The organism is Microbacterium sp. USHLN272, assembly GCF_037149655.1.
In the GTDB taxonomy this organism is placed as follows: Bacteria; Actinomycetota; Actinomycetes; order Actinomycetales; family Microbacteriaceae; genus Microbacterium; species Microbacterium galbinum.
The window spans coordinates 1,158,954-1,178,328 of the sequence record NZ_JBBCRA010000001.1; the positions used below are offsets into that span (position 1 = coordinate 1,158,954).

The 19,375-nt window shown below is 71.5% G+C and carries 17 protein-coding genes; 12 read left to right on the forward strand and 5 right to left on the reverse strand.

Annotated elements, in window-relative coordinates:
* Window positions 1-135: 135 nt before the first annotated feature.
* The 4 genes from ptsP to WFJ97_RS05720 all read right to left on the reverse strand — a co-directional run bounded on the left by ptsP (window position 136) and on the right by WFJ97_RS05720 (window position 6,679).
* Window positions 136-2,688 (reverse strand): phosphoenolpyruvate--protein phosphotransferase, encoded by a 2,553-nt coding sequence (ptsP, locus tag WFJ97_RS05705; RefSeq protein ID WP_336640770.1) that lies wholly within the window; start codon window positions 2,686-2,688, stop codon window positions 136-138.
* Window positions 2,688-3,332, reverse strand: a complete 645-nt coding sequence (gene dhaL, locus WFJ97_RS05710) for a dihydroxyacetone kinase subunit DhaL (RefSeq protein ID WP_336640771.1) — start codon at window positions 3,330-3,332, stop codon at window positions 2,688-2,690. Before dhaL ends, ptsP begins: the two co-directional genes overlap by 1 nt.
* Window positions 3,332-4,324 carry a dihydroxyacetone kinase subunit DhaK gene (dhaK, locus tag WFJ97_RS05715; protein ID WP_336640772.1) on the reverse strand — a complete coding sequence of 331 codons (993 nt, stop codon included), beginning with the start codon at window positions 4,322-4,324 and terminating at the stop codon, window positions 3,332-3,334. Before dhaK ends, dhaL begins: the two co-directional genes overlap by 1 nt.
* A gap of 234 nt (window positions 4,325-4,558) precedes the next feature.
* Window positions 4,559-6,679 carry a RecQ family ATP-dependent DNA helicase gene (locus WFJ97_RS05720; RefSeq protein WP_336640773.1) on the reverse strand — a complete coding sequence of 707 codons (2,121 nt, stop codon included), beginning with the start codon at window positions 6,677-6,679 and terminating at the stop codon, window positions 4,559-4,561.
* An 88-nt stretch (window positions 6,680-6,767) separates the two neighbouring features.
* Between WFJ97_RS05720 and WFJ97_RS05725 the strand changes: the two genes are divergently transcribed.
* The 8 genes from WFJ97_RS05725 (at window position 6,768) to WFJ97_RS05760 (ending at window position 13,500) form a co-directional block, all read left to right on the forward strand.
* Window positions 6,768-7,187: a pilus assembly protein CpaE gene (locus WFJ97_RS05725; protein WP_247632676.1), complete on the forward strand. Its 420-nt coding sequence runs from the start codon at window positions 6,768-6,770 to the stop codon at window positions 7,185-7,187.
* Window positions 7,188-7,286: 99 nt separating this feature from the next.
* On the forward strand, window positions 7,287-8,288 hold the full coding sequence (gene paaA / locus WFJ97_RS05730; RefSeq protein ID WP_336640774.1) for a 1,2-phenylacetyl-CoA epoxidase subunit PaaA: 1,002 nt from the start codon (window positions 7,287-7,289) through the stop codon (window positions 8,286-8,288).
* A complete protein-coding gene (gene paaB / locus WFJ97_RS05735; RefSeq protein ID WP_247623085.1) occupies window positions 8,288-8,593 on the forward strand; it encodes a 1,2-phenylacetyl-CoA epoxidase subunit PaaB in 306 nt (101 codons plus the stop codon). Before paaA ends, paaB begins: the two co-directional genes overlap by 1 nt.
* On the forward strand, window positions 8,590-9,414 hold the full coding sequence (gene paaC, locus WFJ97_RS05740) for a 1,2-phenylacetyl-CoA epoxidase subunit PaaC (RefSeq protein ID WP_336640775.1): 825 nt from the start codon (window positions 8,590-8,592) through the stop codon (window positions 9,412-9,414). The genes paaB and paaC overlap by 4 nt, the downstream gene beginning before the upstream one ends.
* 5 nt (window positions 9,415-9,419) lie before the next feature.
* Entirely contained in the window at window positions 9,420-9,902 is a 483-nt protein-coding gene (paaD, locus tag WFJ97_RS05745) for a 1,2-phenylacetyl-CoA epoxidase subunit PaaD (RefSeq protein ID WP_336640776.1), read from the forward strand.
* A complete protein-coding gene (gene paaE / locus WFJ97_RS05750; protein ID WP_336640777.1) occupies window positions 9,902-11,065 on the forward strand; it encodes a 1,2-phenylacetyl-CoA epoxidase subunit PaaE in 1,164 nt (387 codons plus the stop codon). The genes paaD and paaE overlap by 1 nt, the downstream gene beginning before the upstream one ends.
* A 14-nt stretch (window positions 11,066-11,079) precedes the next feature.
* Window positions 11,080-11,850: an enoyl-CoA hydratase/isomerase family protein gene (locus WFJ97_RS05755; protein WP_336640778.1), complete on the forward strand. Its 771-nt coding sequence runs from the start codon at window positions 11,080-11,082 to the stop codon at window positions 11,848-11,850.
* Window positions 11,851-11,976: 126 nt separating this feature from the next.
* Window positions 11,977-13,500, forward strand: a complete 1,524-nt coding sequence (locus WFJ97_RS05760; protein WP_336640779.1) for an ATP-dependent DNA ligase — start codon at window positions 11,977-11,979, stop codon at window positions 13,498-13,500.
* Between the two features lie 33 nt (window positions 13,501-13,533).
* On the opposite strand, the gene WFJ97_RS05765 is transcribed toward WFJ97_RS05760, so the two are convergent.
* Window positions 13,534-14,052, reverse strand: coding sequence for a phosphoribosyltransferase (locus WFJ97_RS05765; protein WP_247623091.1), 519 nt, complete (start codon window positions 14,050-14,052; stop codon window positions 13,534-13,536).
* Window positions 14,053-14,197: 145 nt separating this feature from the next.
* Here WFJ97_RS05765 and WFJ97_RS05770 point away from each other — a divergent pair, with 145 nt between their 5' ends.
* From WFJ97_RS05770 to WFJ97_RS05785, 4 genes are all read left to right on the forward strand, one after another.
* On the forward strand, window positions 14,198-15,844 hold the full coding sequence (locus WFJ97_RS05770) for a thiamine pyrophosphate-binding protein (protein WP_336640780.1): 1,647 nt from the start codon (window positions 14,198-14,200) through the stop codon (window positions 15,842-15,844).
* 82 nt (window positions 15,845-15,926) lie between these two features.
* Complete coding sequence (locus WFJ97_RS05775; RefSeq protein WP_336640781.1) at window positions 15,927-16,793, forward strand: PhzF family phenazine biosynthesis protein; 867 nt, start codon at window positions 15,927-15,929, stop codon at window positions 16,791-16,793.
* A gap of 313 nt (window positions 16,794-17,106) precedes the next feature.
* Window positions 17,107-18,816, forward strand: coding sequence for an HNH endonuclease signature motif containing protein (locus WFJ97_RS05780; RefSeq protein ID WP_336640782.1), 1,710 nt, complete (start codon window positions 17,107-17,109; stop codon window positions 18,814-18,816).
* A gap of 157 nt (window positions 18,817-18,973) precedes the next feature.
* Window positions 18,974-19,369 carry a VOC family protein gene (locus WFJ97_RS05785; RefSeq protein ID WP_336640783.1) on the forward strand — a complete coding sequence of 132 codons (396 nt, stop codon included), beginning with the start codon at window positions 18,974-18,976 and terminating at the stop codon, window positions 19,367-19,369.
* Window positions 19,370-19,375: the final 6 nt, after the last annotated feature.

The following is a 19,375-nucleotide window of genomic DNA, read 5'->3' on the forward strand; positions in this document are numbered from 1 at the left end:
GCGCCGCCTGCCGACGCCTCCCCTGGGGCGAGCGTAGCGGCTGCTCCGGACATCCCGCCCGCCTCCACGACCGGTCGAGATCAGAATGATACGAATCGCATGCCCGTGGGCGCATATATGTCGCGAGGGAAGGTGTCAGAGCCCGCTCACGTCCGCCAGAACAGCGCCCACCGCCTCCCGCGCCGCCGAAGCGGTCGGCGCTGCGAGGGCCGCATCGGCCGCACGTCGGCACGCGTCCTGATCGACGGCCGCGAGCGCCGCGCCGACCCGCCCGAGCGCGCGCGGTGCCATCGAGAGCGAAGTCACTCCGAGCCCCGCGAGCACCGGAGCGAGCGCGGGGTCCGCCGCGGCCTCGCCGCATACCCCGACCGGCTTTCCCGCCGCGCGCCCCGCGGCGCCTACCGCGCCGATGAGCCGCAGCACCGCGGGCTGCCACGGATCGTTGAGGTCGCCCAGTTCGCTGAGGAGCCGGTCGGCCGCGAGCGTGTACTGGGCGAGATCGTTGGTGCCGAGGCTGACGAAATCGACGACTTCGAAGATCTCGGTGGCGAGCAGGGCGGCCGACGGGGTCTCGATCATGATGCCGACACGGTCGATCCCCGCGCCCCTGGCCCGCTCCGCGAACTCCGCCGCCTCCTCGACGGTCGCCACCATCGGCGCCATGACCTCGACGAGGGCCGACTCCGCCGCGGCGGCGAGGGCGAGCGCTCGCAGCTGATCGTCGAGAAGACGCGGGCTGCGACGGGCGATCCGCAGACCCCGGACGCCGAGCGCCGGGTTCTCCTCGTCGTCGACGTTCGCGAAGGGCAGGGGTTTGTCGCTTCCCGCGTCGAGCGTGCGCACGACCACCTTGCGACCGGGGAACGCGGCAAGCACCCCGCGGTACGCGATGACCTGCTCATCGACGGAGGGAGCATCCGTGCGCCCGAGGAAGCAAAATTCCGTGCGGAACAGTCCCACACCCTCGGCGCGCGCCTCCGCAGCCGCGAGGGCGTCCGCCGCACCTCCGACGTTGGCGAGCAGGGCGAGCGGATGGCCGTCCGCCGAGCGGCCCTGCCCGTCGAACTCGACGACGACCGCGGCGGCACGCGCGGACGCCACTCGCTCCTCATCCGGGCCGACCTCGACGGTGCCGCGATCACCGTCGACGAGCACGATCTCCCCCTCGCGGATGCCCGTCGCACCGGTGACGCCGACGACCGCCGGGAGCCCGAGCGAGCGGGCGATGATCGCCGTGTGCGAGGTGGGACCGCCCTGCTCGGTGACGAGCGCGACGCAGCGACCACCGCCGAGGGCGGCCGTGTCGGCGGGCGAGAGGTCGACGGCGACGAGCACGAACGGCTCCTCGCGCTCGGGGACCCCCGGCAGGTCGAGTCCGAGGATCACCGCGATCACGCGGTCGCGCACGTCGCGGATATCGGCGACGCGTTCGGCGATCCGCCCCCCGAGCGCCTCGAGGGCCGTCTCGTGCGATCGGGCCGCTTCCCATACCGCGCGCGCGGCCGTGCGGCCCTGCGAGAGCACGAGCGCGCGGGCATCGGCGAGTAGCTCGGGATCGGACGCGATGAGGCGTGCGGCATCGAGGATCTCCCGCGCCTCCCCCGTCGACTCCGCGGAGCGCGCACGCAGGTGCTCGGCGACCGCGACGGTCGCCCGCTCGACCGCCGAGACCTCGGCGGCGCGCTCGCTCTCGGCGACGACGACTCCGCCATCGGGCTCGGGCAGCGAGGGAGCGAGATGAACGACGGATGCCGCGGCGACCCCGGGGCTCACGCCTCGTCCGCGCAGCACATCGCCCGCGGTCACCGCACCCGCAGCATCCCGAGGCGGCGCGACCGGTTCCGGCGCCGAGCCCGTCCCGACGCCGGTGCCGGTGCCGTTGCCGTTGCCGTTGCCGGTGCCGGTGCCGGTGCCGTTGCCGTTGCCGTTGCCGTTGCCGTTGCCGGGGAGACTGTCCGTTGCCTCCCCGAACCCGTCGTCGAAGAGCGCCGCGATCCGATCGAGAGCACCGGCGGCATCCGCCCCGTGCGCCGAGATCTCGATCTCGTCGCCCTGGCGCGCGCCGAGGATCAGCAGCCGCGAGAGACTCGCCGCAGCCGCCTCCGGGCCGTCGGGCAGTCGCCGCAGACGCACGTCGACGCCGCCGGAAGCCTCGGCGATCAGGGCCGCCGGGCGGGCGTGGAGGCCCTGCGGGTTGCGCACGAGCACACGGCGGGTCTGCGCGTCGCCGGCGGGTCGGGACGGAGCCACCTGCTCCGGAACCGGTTCCTCCGCACCGAGCTGCCCCGTCTTCGCTCCGAGGGCCGCGGACGCCTCGGCGGCGACCGTGTCGAGATCTCCCCCGGCCGCCGCCGACACCACGGCGGCGAGCAGACCCTCGACGAACGGTGCGGGGGCGAGCCTGACCGGCACGTCGCTCAGGCGCAGTTCGAGTGCGAGCTCGGCACTGAGCACGGCTGACCCGAGGTCCATGAGCACGAGCACACCGTCGCAGTCGCCGGCGAGCTCGTCGATCGCTCCGGCGACTGCCAGGGCATCGGTGCCGAGGATCGGCGTGCCGTCGGCATCCGTCCCCGCACCGGCCGCCACGCGCACTCGCGCGCCGGCCCCCTGCACCATCTGCAGGGCGAGCTCGAGCGCCGCCTCCCCGAGTCGTGCGCTGTGGGAGACGGCGACGATGCCGATCATCAGCTCGCCGCGATCGCCGCGGCGAGCGTCTCGAAGAGCAGCGTGGTCGATGCGGCACCGGGATCGAGATGGCCGGCACTGCGTTCACCGAGATAGCTGGCCCTCCCCTTGCGGGCCACCAGCGGCAGCGTCGCGTCGCGCCCCGTGGCGGCGGCGACCGCAGCGGCCTGCGTCGCCTCGGCCAGGTCGGCACCTCCCGCGATGGCCGCGTCGAGCGCATCGACCGCCGGCGACATCGCGTCGAACATCGTCTTGTCCCCGGCCTCGGGCTTGCCGCGCGCGACGATGCCCTCGAGCCCGGCGCGCAGCGCGGCGGCCAGGCCGGTCGCGTCGAGATCCTGGACCGCGCCGGTCGTCATCCCCATCCGCAGGAAGAACGTGCCGTAGAGCGGCCCGCTGGCGCCGCCGACCGAGCTGACGAGCGTCATCCCGACGGTCTTCAGGAGGTCGTCCGCCGCGGCCGGCGCGCTCGCTGCGAGCTTCTCGGTGACGGCGCTCATCCCCCGCGCCATGTTCGCGCCGTGGTCGGCGTCGCCGATCGCGGAGTCGAGTTCGGTGAGCCATTCGCGCTTCTCGGCGACGGCCGCGCCGAAGCGGGTGACCCAGTCCTGCAGGGTGGCGATCGAAACGGTATCCGCGGCCATCAGGCGCCCCACCGCAGACCGGGGGTCACGACCGGGCTGTCCCACAACCGCAGCAGTTCGTCGTCGGCCTTCAGCACCGTGACCGAGCAGCCGGCCATGTCGAGCGAGGTGATGTAGTTGCCGACGAGGTTGCGCACGACCTGCACGCCCGCTGCCTCCAGGAGCGCTGCGACCTCGGCGTACATCAGGTAGAGCTCGATCTGCGGGGTCGCGCCCATGCCGTTGACCATCACGATCGCGGGTCCCGCGAAGTCGAGGTCGGCGAGGATCGGCTCGACGAGCTGGCGGGCGATGTCGGACGCCGGCGCCAGGGGCTCCCGGTGACGCCCGGGCTCGCCGTGGATGCCGATGCCGATCTCCATCTGGTCGTCCGGAAGGTCGAAGGTCGGCTTGCCGGCGGCCGGCACCGTGCAGCTGGTGAGCGCCATGCCCATGGAACGCCCCTGGCCGTTGACGCGCTGCGCGAGGGCGACGACGGCGGCGAGGTCCTGTCCCTCCTCCGCGGCCGCGCCGACGATCTTCTCGAGCAGCACGGTGAGGCCGACGCCGCGTCGTCCGGCCGTGTAGAGCGAGTCCTGCACCGCGACGTCGTCGTCGACGACGACCGTGCCGACCTCGATGCCCTCCATCGAGGCGAGTTCTGCGGCCATCTCGAAGTTGAGCACGTCGCCGGTGTAGTTCTTCACGATGTGCAGCACGCCGGCACCCCGGTCGACGGCCTTCGTCGCTGCCTGCACGCGGTCGGGTGTCGGAGAGGTGAAGACCTCACCTGCGACCGCGGCGTCGAGCATCCCGACACCGACGTAGCCACCGTGCAGGGGTTCGTGCCCCGATCCGCCGCCGGAGACGATCGCGACCTTTCCCTGCGCCTTCGGCTCGGCCCGCGTGATGACGTGCGTCTCGAGGTCGACCGACAGCTCGGGATGCGCCAGCGCGACTCCCTTGAGCGATTCGACGAGCACGTCCTCCGGGGCGTTGATGAGCTTCTTCATCGTCCGATCTCCTTCGATCTCTTCCGTCGGGTGTCGATGCCGGCCGCATGGCCGACGTCGCGAAAGCAGGCGACCTGGAACAGGCGACACCGCCGTCACTGTCGAACATGCTCGGGACGGCTGGTCTTGTCAAGGTCGAACGTGGGATCCGGCCACGAACTCTCTTCTTCGGCGTTCTTCGACGCCACCGTGTCACCCGCGCAGTGTCACCCGCGCAGTGTCACCCGCGCAGTATCACCCGCGCAGGGCGAGCACGAACGGCAGCACTTCGCTCGCGCCGGCGCGCCGAAGCGTGCGCGCGGCGACCGTGAGAGTCCACCGGCTGTCGGCGAGATCGTCGACGAGCAGCACCGGACCGTCGGGGATCTCGAGGTGATCGGCGCTGAACCGATCCCAGAGACCGCCGAGGCGGAAGACGCTGTTACCGCCGGGCTGACCGCTCGGACCGCCGCCGACGAGACCGAGCTCGCCCAGGTACGGCAGCCGGCCGATCTCGGCCAGCCCGCGGGCGAGGCTGTCGACGAGCCGGGGGTGCGAGCGCGACGGGAGTGCGACCACCGCGACGGGTCGCTGCGACCATCCCCACCCGGCCAGCACGCGCACGCATCCGTCGAGCACCTGTCGCGTCACCGCCTCATCCGCAGCCCCCGCGGCGAAGAGCGCGCGCAACGTGCCACCCCACCCCAGGTCGGTCAATCGCGCCAGCGCCCGCCCCTCGCCCGCCTGTTCGTCGGCGGCGATGCGCCCCTTGACGGGGACGTCGAGCCGATCGGCGCCCGTGGGCCAGGCGCGGCGGGGCTCGATCGGTACCCCGACCCGGTCGAGCGACTGGGAGGCCTGGGTGGTGGCCGCCGCGCCGATCTCGCGCGGGAACCATTCGCCCGCGCAGTTGTCGCACCGCCCGCAGGGCTTCGCGGTGTCGTCGTCGAGGGCGCGCTGCAGGAACTCCATCCGGCATCCGTCGGTCTGCTCGTACGCGATCATGTGCTGCTGCTCGGCGACGCGCTCCCCCGCGATGCGTTCGTATCGCTCGGCGTCGTAGCTCCACGGCGCCCCCGTCGCGACCCACCCGCCCTGCACGCGGCGCACCGCGCCGTCGACGTCGAGCACCTTCAGCAGCAGTTCGAGCGGGGTCCGACGGATGTCGACCATCGCCTCGAGGGCCGGTGTCGAGATCGGCGCGTCGCCGAGTGCGCCGATCACCCGCTCCGCACGTTCACGGTCGGGCATCGACGCGGTCGCGAAATAGTGCCAGATGTCGCGGTCCTCGACACCGGGCAGCAGCAACACGTCGGCGCTCTCGCTGGCGCGGCCCGCACGACCCACCTGTTGGTAGTACGCCACGGGCGACGAGGGCGCGCCGAGGTGCAGCACGAAGCCGAGATCGGGCTTGTCGAACCCCATGCCCAGCGCACTCGTCGCCACGAGCGCCTTCACCTCGTTGCGCTGGAGCATCCCCTCGGATTCGGCGCGTTCCTCGGTGTCGGTCTGCCCCGTGTACGCCCGCACGTCGTGCCCGTGATCGCGCAGCAGTCGCGCCGTATCGACCGCTGCCGCGACCGTCAGCGCGTAGATGATGCCCGATCCGGGGAGATGGTCGAGGTGGCTCAACAGCCAGGCCAGTCGGCTCGCGGAGTCGCGCAGCCGGAGCACCCCGAGGCGCAGCGAGGTGCGCGCGAGCGGTCCGCGGATCGTGAGCACCCCGGCCCCGGGATCGCCTCCCGCCGTGCTCGCACCGAGCTGCTCGGCCACGTCGACCATGACGCGGCTGTTCGCCGTGGCCGTGGTGGCGAGCACCGGGACGTCGGCCGGCATCTCGGCGATGAGATCGCGCAGCCGTCGGTAGTCGGGGCGGAAGTCGTGCCCCCAGTCGCTGATGCAGTGCGCCTCGTCGACCACCAGCATCCCCATGCGGCTCACGAGCGCCGGCAGACGCTCTTCCCGGAAGGCCGGATTGTTGAGGCGCTCGGGCGACACGAGCAGAACGTCGACCTCGTCACGGTCGAGCTGCGCGAGCACGTCGGTCCACTCGTGGGCGTTCGTCGAATCGATGGCGACCGCCCTCACCCCGGCCCGGGAGGCTGCCGCGATCTGATCGCGCATCAGGGCCAGCAGCGGTGAGACCAGGACGGTCGGCCCCGCCCCCTGGCCCCGCAGCAGGCGGGTGGCGACGAAGTAGACGGCGGACTTTCCCCACCCCGTGCGCTGCACGACGAGCGCCCGGCGGCGACCGTCGACGAGCGCTTCGATGGCCTCGTACTGCCCGTCGTGGAAGTCGGCATCGGGGCGGCCGACCAGCTCGCGGAGGGCGGCGAGAGCGGCCGCGCGGGTGCCGAGGGAGGGTGCGGAGATCATTCCCTCACTCTGCCCCATCCCGCCGACACCGCGATCGGCGCACAGGCGCACCGGCCCCGCCGTGCAACCGGTCGTCTAGCGTGGAGACGTGATCACCCGAGACCTCGCCGTCGCCCTCCGAGCCGCCGGCCTGGTGTGGCATCCGATCGAGGGCGACCGCTTCCAGCTCGACCTCCCGAACGAGGTGGAGCTCGAGTCCGAGGCCGACGTGTTCACCGTCAGCGGCATGACGATCGAGGCGCGGCAGACGCCGAGCGGCACCGACCTCGCCTTCAACGGCACGACCGAGTGGGCGCTCGACGCGGTGACCCTCGCGGATGCCGTGTGGCTCCCCCGTGAGGACCAGTTGCGCGAGCTGCTGCGCGGAACCTTCCGCTCGCTGGAGCGGCTCGATGACACCTTCCGTGTGCGGGTGCGGATATCGGGGGAAGACCTCTCGTTCGAGCACCCCGATCCCGCCGAGGCGTACGGCCGAGCGCTGCTGGAGCTGGTCTCGCGCTCGCAGTGAGTCGAGGATCCGGCGCGCGCCGGCCTTGAGGATCCCGTCCCGTCGTGACAGAATTACCTAACGATCGGTCAGTAAAGATGCTGGCCGGGAGGAGCAACGATGAACGCCCCCGCAGACCCCTCGATCACCGCGGACGTCTCCGACGAGCAACGCGTCTCCGACGAGGAACGCCTCTTCGACGAGCTCATCGCGAACGAGCAGCGCATCGAGCCGCGCGACTGGATGCCCGAGGCCTACCGCAGGACGCTCATCCGTCAGATCTCGCAGCACGCGCACTCGGAGATCATCGGCATGCAGCCGGAGGGCAACTGGATCACGCGCGCGCCCAGCCTCAAGCGCAAGGCGATCCTGATGGCGAAGGTGCAGGACGAAGCGGGCCACGGGCTCTACCTCTACTCCGCGGCGCAGACCCTCGGCATCACCCGCGACGAGATGATGCAGCAGCTCATCGACGGGCGGGCGAAGTACTCCTCGATCTTCAACTACCCCACCCCGACCTGGGCCGACATGGGCGCGATCGGATGGCTCGTCGACGGCGCCGCGATCTGCAATCAGGTTCCCCTCTGCCGCGCCTCCTACGGACCCTACGGCCGCGCGATGGTGCGGGTCTGCAAAGAGGAGTCGTTCCACCAGCGCCAGGGCTTCGAGATCCTGCTCACCCTCATGCAGGGCACCGAGGAGCAGCGACGCATGGCGCAGGATGCCGTCGACCGCTGGTACTGGCCGAGCCTGGCGATGTTCGGCCCGCCGGACGACCAGTCCCCCAACTCCGCGCAGTCGATGGCCTGGAAGATCAAACGGTTCTCGAACGACGAGCTGCGCCAGCGATTCGTGGGGATGCTCGTTCCGCAGGCAGAGATCCTCGGCGTCACCCTCCCCGACCCCGAGCTGCGCTTCGACGAGGCATCCGGGCGGTACGAGATGGGTGAGATCGACTGGGACGAGTTCTTCGAGGTGCTCCGCGGCAACGGTCCGTGCAACACCGAACGGCTGGAGCGCCGGCGCACCGCTCACGAGGACGGGGCATGGGTGCGGGAGGCCGCGGCGGAGTACGCCCGCCGGCAGGCAGCCGCCTCGGCCCTCGACAAGGATGTGGCCTGATGGCGAGCCCCGGCACCGACCCCCGCGAGCCCTGGCCCCTCTGGGAGGTCTTCGTGCGTGCGAACCGCGGGCTCAGCCACGTGCACGTGGGGTCCCTGCACGCACCGGATGCCGAGATGGCGATCCGCAACGCGCGCGACCTCTACACCCGGCGCGGCGAAGGGGTCTCGATCTGGGCGGTGCCCGCCGAGGCCATCACCACGAGCGACCCCGATGCGAAGGGCGCGTACTTCGAGAGCGCCGCGGGCAAGAATTACCGGCACGCCGTGTACTACACGGCCTCCGAAGGGGTGCCGCACCTGTGAACGCCGTGGACGGGCACGGTGACGTCACCGTCGAGGAGCTGCACCTCGCGCAGGAACTTGCGGGATCCGGCGAGCGCGCGGCATCCGCCGACGTCGCCGAGTACGCGCTGCGTCTCGGCGACGATGCGCTGATCCTTTCGCAGCAGCTGGGCGCCTGGATCTCGCGTGCGCCGGAGCTCGAGGAGGACGTGGCGCTCGGCAACATCGCCCTCGACCTGCTCGGCCACGCCCGCTCGCTGCTGCGCTACGCCGGCTCCTTCGACGGACGCAGCGAAGACGATCTGGCGTTCTTCCGCGACGAGCCGGAGTTCCGCAGCGCCTGGATCGTGGAGCAGCCCAACGGCGACTTCGCGCAGACCATCGCGCGCCAGCTCGTCGTCTCGACGTACATGGTCGAGCTCTACGCGGCGCTGCGATCGAGCGGCGACGGGACCCTCGCGGCCGTCGCCGAGAAGGCGCTCAAAGAGGTCGACTACCACCGCGACCACGCCGTGCAGTGGACGCTCCGGCTCGCGGGCGGCACCGAGGAGTCGCGCACGCGGATGATCCGCGCCCTGCGCGACGTCTGGCCGTTCGCCGACGAGCTGTTCCGCGACGACCCGCTGATCGACCGGCTCGGCGATGCGGCTGCGCGTCCGTCATCGCTGCGCGCGGGCTTCGATGCCGTGATCGACACGGTCTTCGCCCGGGCCGACCTCGCGATGCCCGACGTCGCGGCGTCGTCGGCGGGCGGACGACAGGGGTCGCATGCCACACCGATGGGGCACATCCTCGCCGAGATGCAGGTGCTCGCGCGACGGCATCCGGGGGCGACATGGTGACGGCGATGACGACGACGGATGCCTGGCGGATCGCCGCCGCCGTCGCCGACCCCGAGGTCCCGGTGCTGACCATCGAGGACCTGGGCGTGCTGCGCGCGGTCGAGTCCGACGGCGCGCGGGTGCGCGTCGACATCACCCCCACCTACAGCGGATGCCCCGCGATGGACACGATCCGCGACGACGTGATCCTGGCGCTCACCGCGGCGGGCTTCGGCGAGGTCGAGGTGCGGCTCGTGCTCGCCCCGGCCTGGACGACGGACTGGATGTCGGATGCCGGCAAGCGCAAGCTCGAACGCTACGGCATCGCCCCTCCGACCGGTCTTGCGGCGGTGCACGACAGACCCATCCCTCTCACGCTGAGCGTGCGCTGCCCGCGATGCGGATCGCTCGACACCCGGGAGGTGTCGCGGTTCGGTTCCACCGCGTGCAAGGCGCTGTTCGAGTGCCGCGCCTGCCTCGAGCCCTTCGACCATTTCAAGGTGCACTGATGTCGCTGTTCGCGCCGGCCACGGCATCCGCTCCCCCGGCCCCGCCCCGCGAGGTGCCGACGGCGCGTCGACGCGCCCGCTTCCACACGCTCGTCGTCGAGGCCGTGCGCCCGCTCACCGACGACGCGGTCGAGGTGACGTTCACGGTGCCGGCCGCGCTCGCCGGCGAGTACGACCACCTGCCCGGCCAGTACGTCGCGCTGCGCACCGTGCTCGACGGGGTCGAGGTGCGGCGGTCGTACTCCCTGTGCCGTGCTCCCGAGCATCGCGCCGACGGCGCCGACACCCGGCTGAGCGTGGCGGTCAAGCGCGACGAGGGCGGGCGGTTCTCGACCTGGGCGCAGAGCGGTCTGAAGCCGGGGTTCGAGATCGACGTGATGAGTCCGCAGGGCACCTTCACCTCGGCCCTGCCCGACCTCGATCACCGGCACGTGGTGGGCATCGCCGCCGGCTCCGGCATCACCCCGCTGATGGCCCTGGCGCACACGGTGCTGTCGCGGTCGGACACCGCGCGGTTCACCCTGCTGTTTACGAACCGGTCGACGCTCGACGTGATGTTCCTCGAGGATCTCGCCGATCTGAAGGACCGCTACCCCACCCGCCTCACCCTGCACCACGTGCTCTCGCGCGAGCAGCGCACCGCTCCCGTGCTGTCGGGCCGCATCGACGAGCCGAAGCTGCGCACGATCCTCACGACCCTCCTCCCGCCCGACGACGTCGACGAGTGGTTCCTGTGCGGGCCGCTCGCCCTGGTCGACCTCTGCCGCGAGGTCCTGGCCGATGTCGGCGTGGGCGGCGAGCACATCCGCTTCGAGCTGTTCACGACCGGCGACGAGCCCGCCCGTGCCGCACGACCGGTGCAGGTGCGGGCGGGTGAGCGCACGACGACGATCGAGGTGACGCTCGACGGCGTCTCGTCGACGGTCGAGAGCCCCGTGGATGCGCACGAGTCGGTGCTGAACGCGGCGCTGCGCGTGCGCCCCGACGCCCCCTTCGCCTGCGCGGGCGGGGTGTGCGGCACCTGTCGGGCCCGGGTCGTCGAGGGCAGCGTCACGATGACCGAGAACTACGCGCTCGAGCCCGACGAGATCGAGCGCGGGTTCGTGCTCACCTGCCAGTCCCACCCGACCAGCGACCGCGTCGTCGTCGACTACGACGTGTGAGGGAGAACGCACCGATGATCGATCTCCGCATCGCCGACGACGTCGCCCACGTCACCCTGCGCGCTCCCGAGCGACTGAACGCGCTCGACGAGCAGGCGCTCCACGGCCTCGATGCCGCCTACGCCGAGGCCGAGACGGCGGGGGTGCGCGCCCTCGTGCTGAGCGGAGAGGGGCGCGCGTTCTGCGCAGGACGGGACATCTCGGGCGTGGATCCGCGCGACGACGACGTGATCGGGTACCTGGGCGGGCTCGTCGCCCCCCTCCTGCAGCGGATGTCGCGCTTTCCCGCTCCCACGTTCGCGGCTGCTCACGGCGCCTGTCTCGGCGTCGGCCTCGGGCTGCTGATCGCCACCGATGTCGTGTACGTCGCGGAGTCGGCGAAGATCGGCTCGCCGTTCGCCGCTCTCGGCGCGACCCTCGACTCCGGCGGGCATGCCCTCTTCCTCGATCGCCTGGGCGCGCACCGCACCCTCGACCTCATCTACACCGGACGCCTGATGACCGGCGTCGAGGCCGTGACCGCGGGACTCTTCTCGCGGGTGCTGCCCGACGACGAGGTGCACGGAGCGACGAGGGATGCCGCGGCCACGGCCGCCCTCGGACCGACGGCCGCGTTCGTCGCCAGCAAGCGCCTCGTGGCGCGCATCCGCGACGAGCGGCTGGCGCTGTGGGAGTCGGTCGAGCTCGAGAGCGCGGCCCAGGCGGAGCTCGGCGATACCGATGATTACCGCGAGGGATTCGCGGCGTTCCAGCAGAAGCGGAAGCCGCGGTTCCGCGGGCGGTGAGGCGGCGGACGGTGAGGCGGCGGGAGCGCGTGCCGGCACGCTGGTGAACGGGGGCGCCCCTGAGCCGGTGGCCCCGGGTTGTCAACGCTCTCCCCGGATGTCGGTGCCCGGTGTCACACTTCGGAGATGATGCTCTCCCAGCTGGTCTCGACGACCGAGGAGGTCGCCGCCACATCCTCGCGCCTGGCGAAGATCGACGCGCTCGCCCGGCTGCTGGTCCAGGCCGACGCCGATGAGATCGCGCCGCTGACCGGGCTCCTCCTCGCGACACCGCGTCAGGGGCGCCTCGGTGTCGGATGGCGAGGAATGAGCACCCTCGAGGTCTCCCACGCCGACGCCTCGACGCTCGCGATCACCGACGTCGATCAGGCGTTCGAGCGTCTCGCCGCGGCATCCGGAACCGGCTCAGCGAGCGTGCGCAGCAGCACCCTCGAGGCGCTGGCCGCGCGGGCGACCGCGCCGGAGTGGGATTTCCTCACCCGGGCCATGCTCGGCGAGCTGCGCACCGGTGCGCTCGGCGGCGTGCTGCTCGACGCGATCGCCCGCGCCTCCGATCGTCCGGTGCCCGCCGTACGCCGGGCCGCCATGCTGTCGGGCGACCTCGGCGAGACGGCGCTGATCGCACTCACCGGAAGCGCCGAATCGCTCGACGAGGTCGGGCTCCGCGTCGGTCGTCCCGTGCTGCCGATGCTCGCCGCCACCGCCGCGACCCCGACCGACGCCCTGGGCATCACGGGTGAGGCCTCGGTCGAGTACAAGCTCGACGGTGCCCGCATCCAGGTGCACCGCCACGGCGACGAGGTGTCGGTGTACACCCGCAGCCTCGCCGACATCACCCACCGCGTGCCCGAGCTCGTCGAGATCGTGCGTGCCCTGCCCGCGCACGACCTCATCCTCGACGGCGAGACGCTGGCCCTCGATGAAGACGGTGGGCCGCGTCCGTTCCAGGAGACGATGTCGCGGTTCGGGGCCGACGCCGCGCGCGAGCTCGCCCTGCGCCCGTGGTTCTTCGATCTGCTGCACGTCGACGGGCGCGACCTCATCGACGAGCCGCTGGGCGTGCGGCTCGCAGAGCTCGATCGGGTCGCCGGCCCCTGGCGCATCCCGGGAACGGTGACGGCCGATGCCGAGGCCGCCGAACGGGTCTCGCACGATGCCCTCGCCGCCGGCCACGAGGGCATCGTCGCCAAGGCCATCGACTCGCCGTACGCCGCGGGTCGCCGAGGCAAGTCCTGGGTCAAGGTCAAGCCCGTACTCACCTACGACCTCGTGGTGCTCGCAGCCGAATGGGGCTCGGGGCGCCGTCAGGGTCTGCTGTCGAACCTGCATCTCGGGGCACTCGATCCCGCCGGAGAATTCGGCGAACCCGGCGCTCTCGTCATGGTCGGCAAGACCTTCAAAGGGCTCACCGACGAACTGCTGCGCTGGCAGACCGCCACGTTCCCGACGCTCGAGACCCGACGCACGCAGGGCACCGTGTTCCTGCGGCCCGAACTGGTCGTCGAGATCGCGATCGACGGTGTACAGCGATCCCCGCGCTATCCCGGGGGCATCGCGCTGCGCTTCGCCCGCGTCAAGGGCTACCGCCCCGACAAGGCGCCGGGCGAGGCCGACACGATCCAGACGCTCCGCTCCCTGCTGCGGGAGTGATCACGCATCGAGAGCGCCGGCTACGGCATCCGCTCAGGCCGAAGGCGCGAGCCCGAGGTCCTCTTCGCGCACGGTTCCCTGGAACGACCACGGGAAGTTGATCCAGAGATCGGTGTCCTTCCAGGCGTAGTCGGGCTGGATGATGGTCGACGGCTTCGTGTAGATCGTGACCGAGCGCACGTCGGCGCCCTTGTCCTTCAGCAACTGAACCGCGAGGGCGAGAGTGCGGCCCGAGTCGGCCACGTCGTCGACGAGCAGCACGCGGCGCCCGTCGAGATATGCCATGTCGAGCTCGGGCGGGAGCACCTCGGGGGCGTCGAGCACGGTGCCGATGCCGGTGTAGAACTCGACGTTGATCGCGCCGCAGTTCTTCGCGCCGAGACCGTACGCGATGGCGCCGGCGGGCAGGAGCCCTCCGCGGGCGATCGCGACGACGACCTCGGGCTCAAAACCGCTGGCGAGGATGTCACGGGCAAGGTCGCGGGTGGCGGCGCCGAAGCCGTCCCAGGTGAGCGTCTCGCGCTCGTTCGATGCATCAGTCACCCGATCCATTGTCCTCCATCGCGGCGATAGACTGACCACGTCCGGCCGCCCTGCGACCGGTGCCTGAAAAAGAGGCACGAAGCACTCCTCGCCGACGCGGGTGCGAGACACATACGGAACCTCGTTCTCCGTCCCTGTCTCGAAAGGCTTCGCCATGCCCTCCGTCTCCGCGCACGTCGCGCTCACCCTCGCCCAGCACATCGACGCCGTCTTCGGGGTGATGGGAAACGGCAACGCCTACTTCCTCGACGCGATCGAGACGCAGACGGATGCCGTCTTCACCGCCGTACGCCACGAACAGGGTGCCGTGGTCGCCGCCGACGCGCACTTCCGCGCCTCGGGCCGGATCGCCGCGGGCACCTCCACCTACGGCGCCGGATTCACGAACACTCTCACGGCGCTGGCGGAGGCGGTGCAGGCGCACGTGCCGCTCGTGCTCGTGGTCGGCGACGAACCGACGTCCGGGCCGCGTCCGTGGGACGTCGACCAGATCGCCCTCGCCTCGGCGGTCGGTGCGCGCACCTATACCGTCGGCCGCGCCGACGCGGCGGCGACGACCGTCATCGCGATCGAGCACGCGCTCACCTACCGCGTACCCGTCGTGCTCGCGATCCCCTACGACGTCGCGGCGCGGGAGGCCGGCCCCGTGCCGCCGGCCCCGGAGCCGCGGGTGCCGGCAGCGCTGGCACCGAGCGGGGAGTTCGCCGAGGGGATGCTCGACGAGATCGCCGCCGCTCTGTCCACGGCCGAGCGGCCGTTCCTGCTGGCCGGCCGCGGCGCCTGGTTGTCGGGAGCGAGCACGGCGCTGGGCGAGCTCGCCGCGTCCACCGGCGCACTCACGGCATCCACCGCCCTCGGCCGCGGAGTCTTCCCCGACACTCGTTTCGACCTGGGCGTCACGGGCGGTTTCGGGGCCGAGGGGGCGATGGAGCTGATCCGCGAGGCCGACGTCGCCGTCGTGTTCGGCGCGGGACTGAACCAGTTCACGATGCGCTTCGGCGCGCTGTTCGCGCCCGGCACGAAGGTGTTCCAGATCGACATCGCCCCGGCGGCCACGCACGCCCACGTCGGTGGCTTCGTCCGGGCCGACGCACGTCTCGCGGCCGAAGCGCTGGTGGAGCGGGTGACGGGTTCGATCGGTGCGCCGTGGCGTGAGAGCGTCGACGTCGCCGCCGCACGGGCGTACGACCACGGCGACGATCTCGCCCCCGACGGGCGTCTCGACCCCCGCTCCGCGGCCCGGCGCATCGCCGCGCTGCTGCCCGAGGACCGCGTGGTCGTCTCGGACGGCGGGCATTTCATCGGCTGGGCGAACATGTACTGGCCGGTCGCCGCGCCCGACCGGATGATGATGATCGGCACGGCCTTCCAGTCGATCGGACAGGGCTGGCCGAGCGTCGTCGGTGCCGCTCTCGCCCGGCGCGACGCCACCGTCGTGCTCACCTCGGGCGACGGCGGCGGACTCATGGCGATCGCCGATCTCGAGTCCGCGGTGCGTGCAGCCGCCGGTCGCGGGGCGGCGGTGATCTGGAACGACGCCGCCTACGGTGCCGAGGTCAACCTGTACGGATTGAAGGGGCTCGCCGAGGCGCCGATGCGCATTCCCGAGGTCGACTTCGCCGCCTTCGCCGCGGCGGTCGGCGCCGAGGGCGTGGTCGTGCGCACGCTCGCGGATCTCGATCGCCTGGAATCGTGGGCTGCCGAAGACCCCGCGACCCGCCGCTTCCTGCTGCTCGACCTGCGCATCTCGGGTGACGTGATCGCGCCGTACCAGCAGGAGATCATCCGCGTGAACTCGTAGGCGCGGCATCCGTTCGTTCCTGTCCGTTCGTTCCTGTCCGTTCGTTCCTGTCCGTTCGTTCCTGTCCGTTAGGCTCCGATCCATGCCCGAAAACCCCGAGATCCTGCGCTACAGCGCGTTCGCCGCGACGCCCGACGGCGGCAACCCCGCGGGCGTCGTGCTCGAGGCCGCAGGTCTCGACGACGAGCGGATGCTGCGAATCGCCGCCGACGTCGGATACTCCGAGACCGCCTTCGTCACGGAGCGTTCCGAGGTCGACGGGGTGCCGCATCACCGAGTGCGGTACTTCTCGCCGGGAGCTGAAGTGCCGTTCTGCGGTCACGCCACGGTGGCGACGGCGGTGGCCCTCGCCGAACGCGTCGGGACGGGGACGGTCGTGTTCGAGACCGCGGCGGGGCCGGTGACCCTGGAGTCGGTGGCGGATGCCGCGGGCGCGATCACCGTGTCCTTCACGAGCGTCGAGCCGCAGGTGCGCGAGCTCGACCCGGCGGTGCGCGATCGCTTGCTGGACCTGCTGGGTCTCACCGTGGCCGATGTCGATGCGCGGTTCCCCGTGCAGGAGTCGTTCGCCGGCAACTGGCATCCGATCGTCTTCGTCGCCGATCGGGAGCTGTTCCATCAGTTCCGCTTCCGTCCCGCCGACGTCGCCGATCTGATGCGAACGCAGGGCTGGCTCGGAACGGTGACGGTGCTGCATGCACATGATTCGACCGCGTTCGAGGCTCGCAATCTCTTCCCGGTCGGACGCATCACCGAGGATCCGGCGACGGGATCCGCGGCGGCTTCGACCGGCGCGTATCTGCGGGAGCACGGATACGCGGGAGAGACGATTCGCATCCGCCAGGGCGCGCACGTCGGTCGGCCGAGTGAGTTGATCGTGACGATCCCGGAGTCCGGCGGCATCGTCGTGGCGGGCGGCGCCTTCCCGCTTCCCGCCGACGGTTCCTGAGCGGGCGCGGCGAGCCTCCCGGTTCCTGAGCGAGCGCAGCGAGCCTCCCGGTTCCTGAGCGAGCGCAGCGAGCCTCCCGGTTCCTGAGCGAGCGCAGCGAGCCTCCCGGTTCCTGAGCGAGCGCAGCGAGACGAAGGGCCGCGGCATTGCCGCACGACCTGGGTCCCTGAGCTTGTCGAAGGGCCCCGCCCCGCATGCACTCGTTCTGCACCGGTGTCGTGTTGCCCCAAGTTCTCCACCATTCACGCCGATACTGCCTCTGGCCTGGTCTTTTCGCTTCCGAATGTCGGTGGCTACTGGTGGACTGGGACGTATGAACAGCACCGCCGAAGTCCTGGACCGGGTCGCCGCTGACCTGGCCGCGGTGCTGCGCGCGGACGCGCTGGCGGGGCTGTCGGATGCGGGGAAGATGCAGGTGCTCCGCGCCGCGGGTGAGCTCGCCCGTCTCGTCGACGCCGTCGTGGTGGAGACGGTCGGATCGGTCGATCAGCGCCCGGCGAGATCGGGCGAGTTGGCGTTCTGCGGTCGGTTCGGATGCCGGACGATGAACGAACTCGTCGAACGAGTGCTCCGCACGGACGCGGCGGGGGCGGCACGGGTCGTGAAGGCCGGGAAGGTCGTCCGGCGGGAGGTGGACTTCTCCTCGGGGGCGATGCTGCCCGCCCGATGGCCCACCCTGCGGGAAGCGCTGCTGGACGGGGCGGTCGGGGTCGCGGGGCTGCTCGCGGCGACCGGGCCGGTGGAGGAGGCCGGGGCGCGGATCGGTGTGGCGGACCGGTTGCGGGCGGACACCGAGTTGGCGGAGTACGCCCGGGGACTAGTGGCCGTCGAGGGCGACGAGGCTATGGACGGAGACCGTGGTGCCGATGCCGAGCGCGAGTTCGATTCGGGCCCGCCGGCCACCCCGGAAGACTTGAAGCTGTTGTCGCGGGTGATCGTTACCTACCTCGACCCGGACGGTGCGGAACCTGCCGAAGAGCGCGCGATGCGCGCCCGCGGGATCGTCCTCGGACGAGTGAAGGACGGGGTGATCCCGATCCGCGGGTCGCTGCTGCCGGAGACGGCGGGGCAGTTGCAACGCATCTGGGATGCGTATCTGAATCCGAAAGTCGACGGACCACCCATCCCCGCGGCACCGCAGCCTGCTGTGGGCATGGCCAGTGGGGTGCGGTTCGTTACCTCCGCCGACGAGACGATGTTCGGCACGGATGAGCACGCGCTGGCTGGTGAGGCGCATGGTTGCCTCGCTGACGACGCCCTCCCGCCCGACGGCCTCGCCTCTTTGGACGACGCTGTCTTCCCGCCCGACGGTGTCCTGCCCTCGGGTGATCCCAGCGGCATGGTCGATGACCGTTCCCGCGCGCAGAAGCAACACGATGCCCTCGCCGCCGCCCTCGGAATCGCCGCCCGCCACAGTGACATGCCCTCCCTCGGCGGTGCCGCCCCGACCCTCGTCGTCTCCGTGACCGCGGAGGACTACGCGACCGGCCGCGGGTGGGCGCGCGTCGATGGCACCGACACCCCGGTCTCCTTCGCCACCGCCCGACACACCGCGTGCGGTGGCAGCATCCAACGCGTCACCTCCGACCCCACCGGGCGCATCATCGGCATCGACACCACCGACCGGGTGTTCACCGTCCACCAACGCCGCGCGATCACCCTCCGTGACCGCGAGTGCCTCATCCCCGGCTGCCACGTCCCCGCCGCCTGGTGCGAGATCCACCACGTCACAGAACACTCCCGCGGCGGACCCACCCACACCGACAACGGCGTCACCCTCTGCTGGCACCACCACCGCACCCTCGACACGTCCGGCTGGGAGATACGCATGCACAAAGGCACACCCCACATCCGCGGACCCGCCTGGTGGGACCGCCACCAAAAATGGCGAACACCCCGACCCGCACCCGCACCACTCACCGCCACCGCCACCGCCACCGAGACCGCGAGCTCGACCTCGACCGCGACCGCGACCTCGAGAGCGCCAGCGACACACCGGACACGAACACCGATCCGCGCATGAACACGGTCGAGCAGAAGGGTGTTCCCGTTGAGGACCGTGTCCGTCGCCCTGCCCCTGCCCCAGCACCCCTGCGCCTGCCTCTGCCCCCGCCCCTGTGCCCGCACCTGCCCCTGCGCCTGCGCCTGCGCCTGCGCCTGCCCCTGCGAGAATCGATGCCATGCCCGGTCTCCACCACGTCGAAGTATGGGTCGCCGACCCCGATTCCGCTCGCCGCGACTGGGGATGGCTCCTCCCGCGGCTGGGTTTCTCGCTGCAGCAGGAATGGCCGGAGGGTCAGACCTGGGCTGCCGACAGCGGGCCGTACCTCACGATCACGACTCCACCGGGCGTCGACGATCGAGGCCATGACCGCCGTCGCCCGGGCGTCAACCACCTCGCCTTCCAAGGAGGCACCGCAACGGCCGTCGACGCGATCATGTCACTCGCCTCGGAGAACGGCTGGCGCCCGCTGTACCACGACCGCTACCCCCACGCGGGCGGCCCCGACCACTACGCCGGATGGCTGGAGAACGCCGCAGGCTTCAAGGTCGAGATCGTCGCGGAAAGAGCCTGACCGCGC

Bases quoted from the DNA above. Each gene is read 5' to 3' on its own strand.
- ptsP (WP_336640770.1), bottom strand. From the start codon at position 2,688: ATGATCGGCATCGTCGCCGTCTCCCACAGCGCACGACTCGGGGAGGCG.
- dhaL (WP_336640771.1), bottom strand. From the start codon at position 3,332: ATGGCCGCGGATACCGTTTCGATCGCCACCCTGCAGGACTGGGTCACC.
- dhaK (WP_336640772.1), bottom strand. From the start codon at position 4,324: ATGAAGAAGCTCATCAACGCCCCGGAGGACGTGCTCGTCGAATCGCTC.
- WFJ97_RS05720 (WP_336640773.1), bottom strand. From the start codon at position 6,679: ATGATCTCCGCACCCTCCCTCGGCACCCGCGCGGCCGCTCTCGCCGCC.
- paaA (WP_336640774.1), top strand. From the start codon at position 7,287: ATGAACGCCCCCGCAGACCCCTCGATCACCGCGGACGTCTCCGACGAG.
- paaB (WP_247623085.1), top strand. From the start codon at position 8,288: ATGGCGAGCCCCGGCACCGACCCCCGCGAGCCCTGGCCCCTCTGGGAG.
- paaD (WP_336640776.1), top strand. From the start codon at position 9,420: ATGACGACGACGGATGCCTGGCGGATCGCCGCCGCCGTCGCCGACCCC.
- paaE (WP_336640777.1), top strand. From the start codon at position 9,902: ATGTCGCTGTTCGCGCCGGCCACGGCATCCGCTCCCCCGGCCCCGCCC.
- WFJ97_RS05755 (WP_336640778.1), top strand. From the start codon at position 11,080: ATGATCGATCTCCGCATCGCCGACGACGTCGCCCACGTCACCCTGCGC.
- WFJ97_RS05760 (WP_336640779.1), top strand. From the start codon at position 11,977: ATGATGCTCTCCCAGCTGGTCTCGACGACCGAGGAGGTCGCCGCCACA.
- WFJ97_RS05765 (WP_247623091.1), bottom strand. From the start codon at position 14,052: ATGGATCGGGTGACTGATGCATCGAACGAGCGCGAGACGCTCACCTGG.
- WFJ97_RS05770 (WP_336640780.1), top strand. From the start codon at position 14,198: ATGCCCTCCGTCTCCGCGCACGTCGCGCTCACCCTCGCCCAGCACATC.
- WFJ97_RS05775 (WP_336640781.1), top strand. From the start codon at position 15,927: ATGCCCGAAAACCCCGAGATCCTGCGCTACAGCGCGTTCGCCGCGACG.
- WFJ97_RS05780 (WP_336640782.1), top strand. From the start codon at position 17,107: ATGAACAGCACCGCCGAAGTCCTGGACCGGGTCGCCGCTGACCTGGCC.
- WFJ97_RS05785 (WP_336640783.1), top strand. From the start codon at position 18,974: ATGCCCGGTCTCCACCACGTCGAAGTATGGGTCGCCGACCCCGATTCC.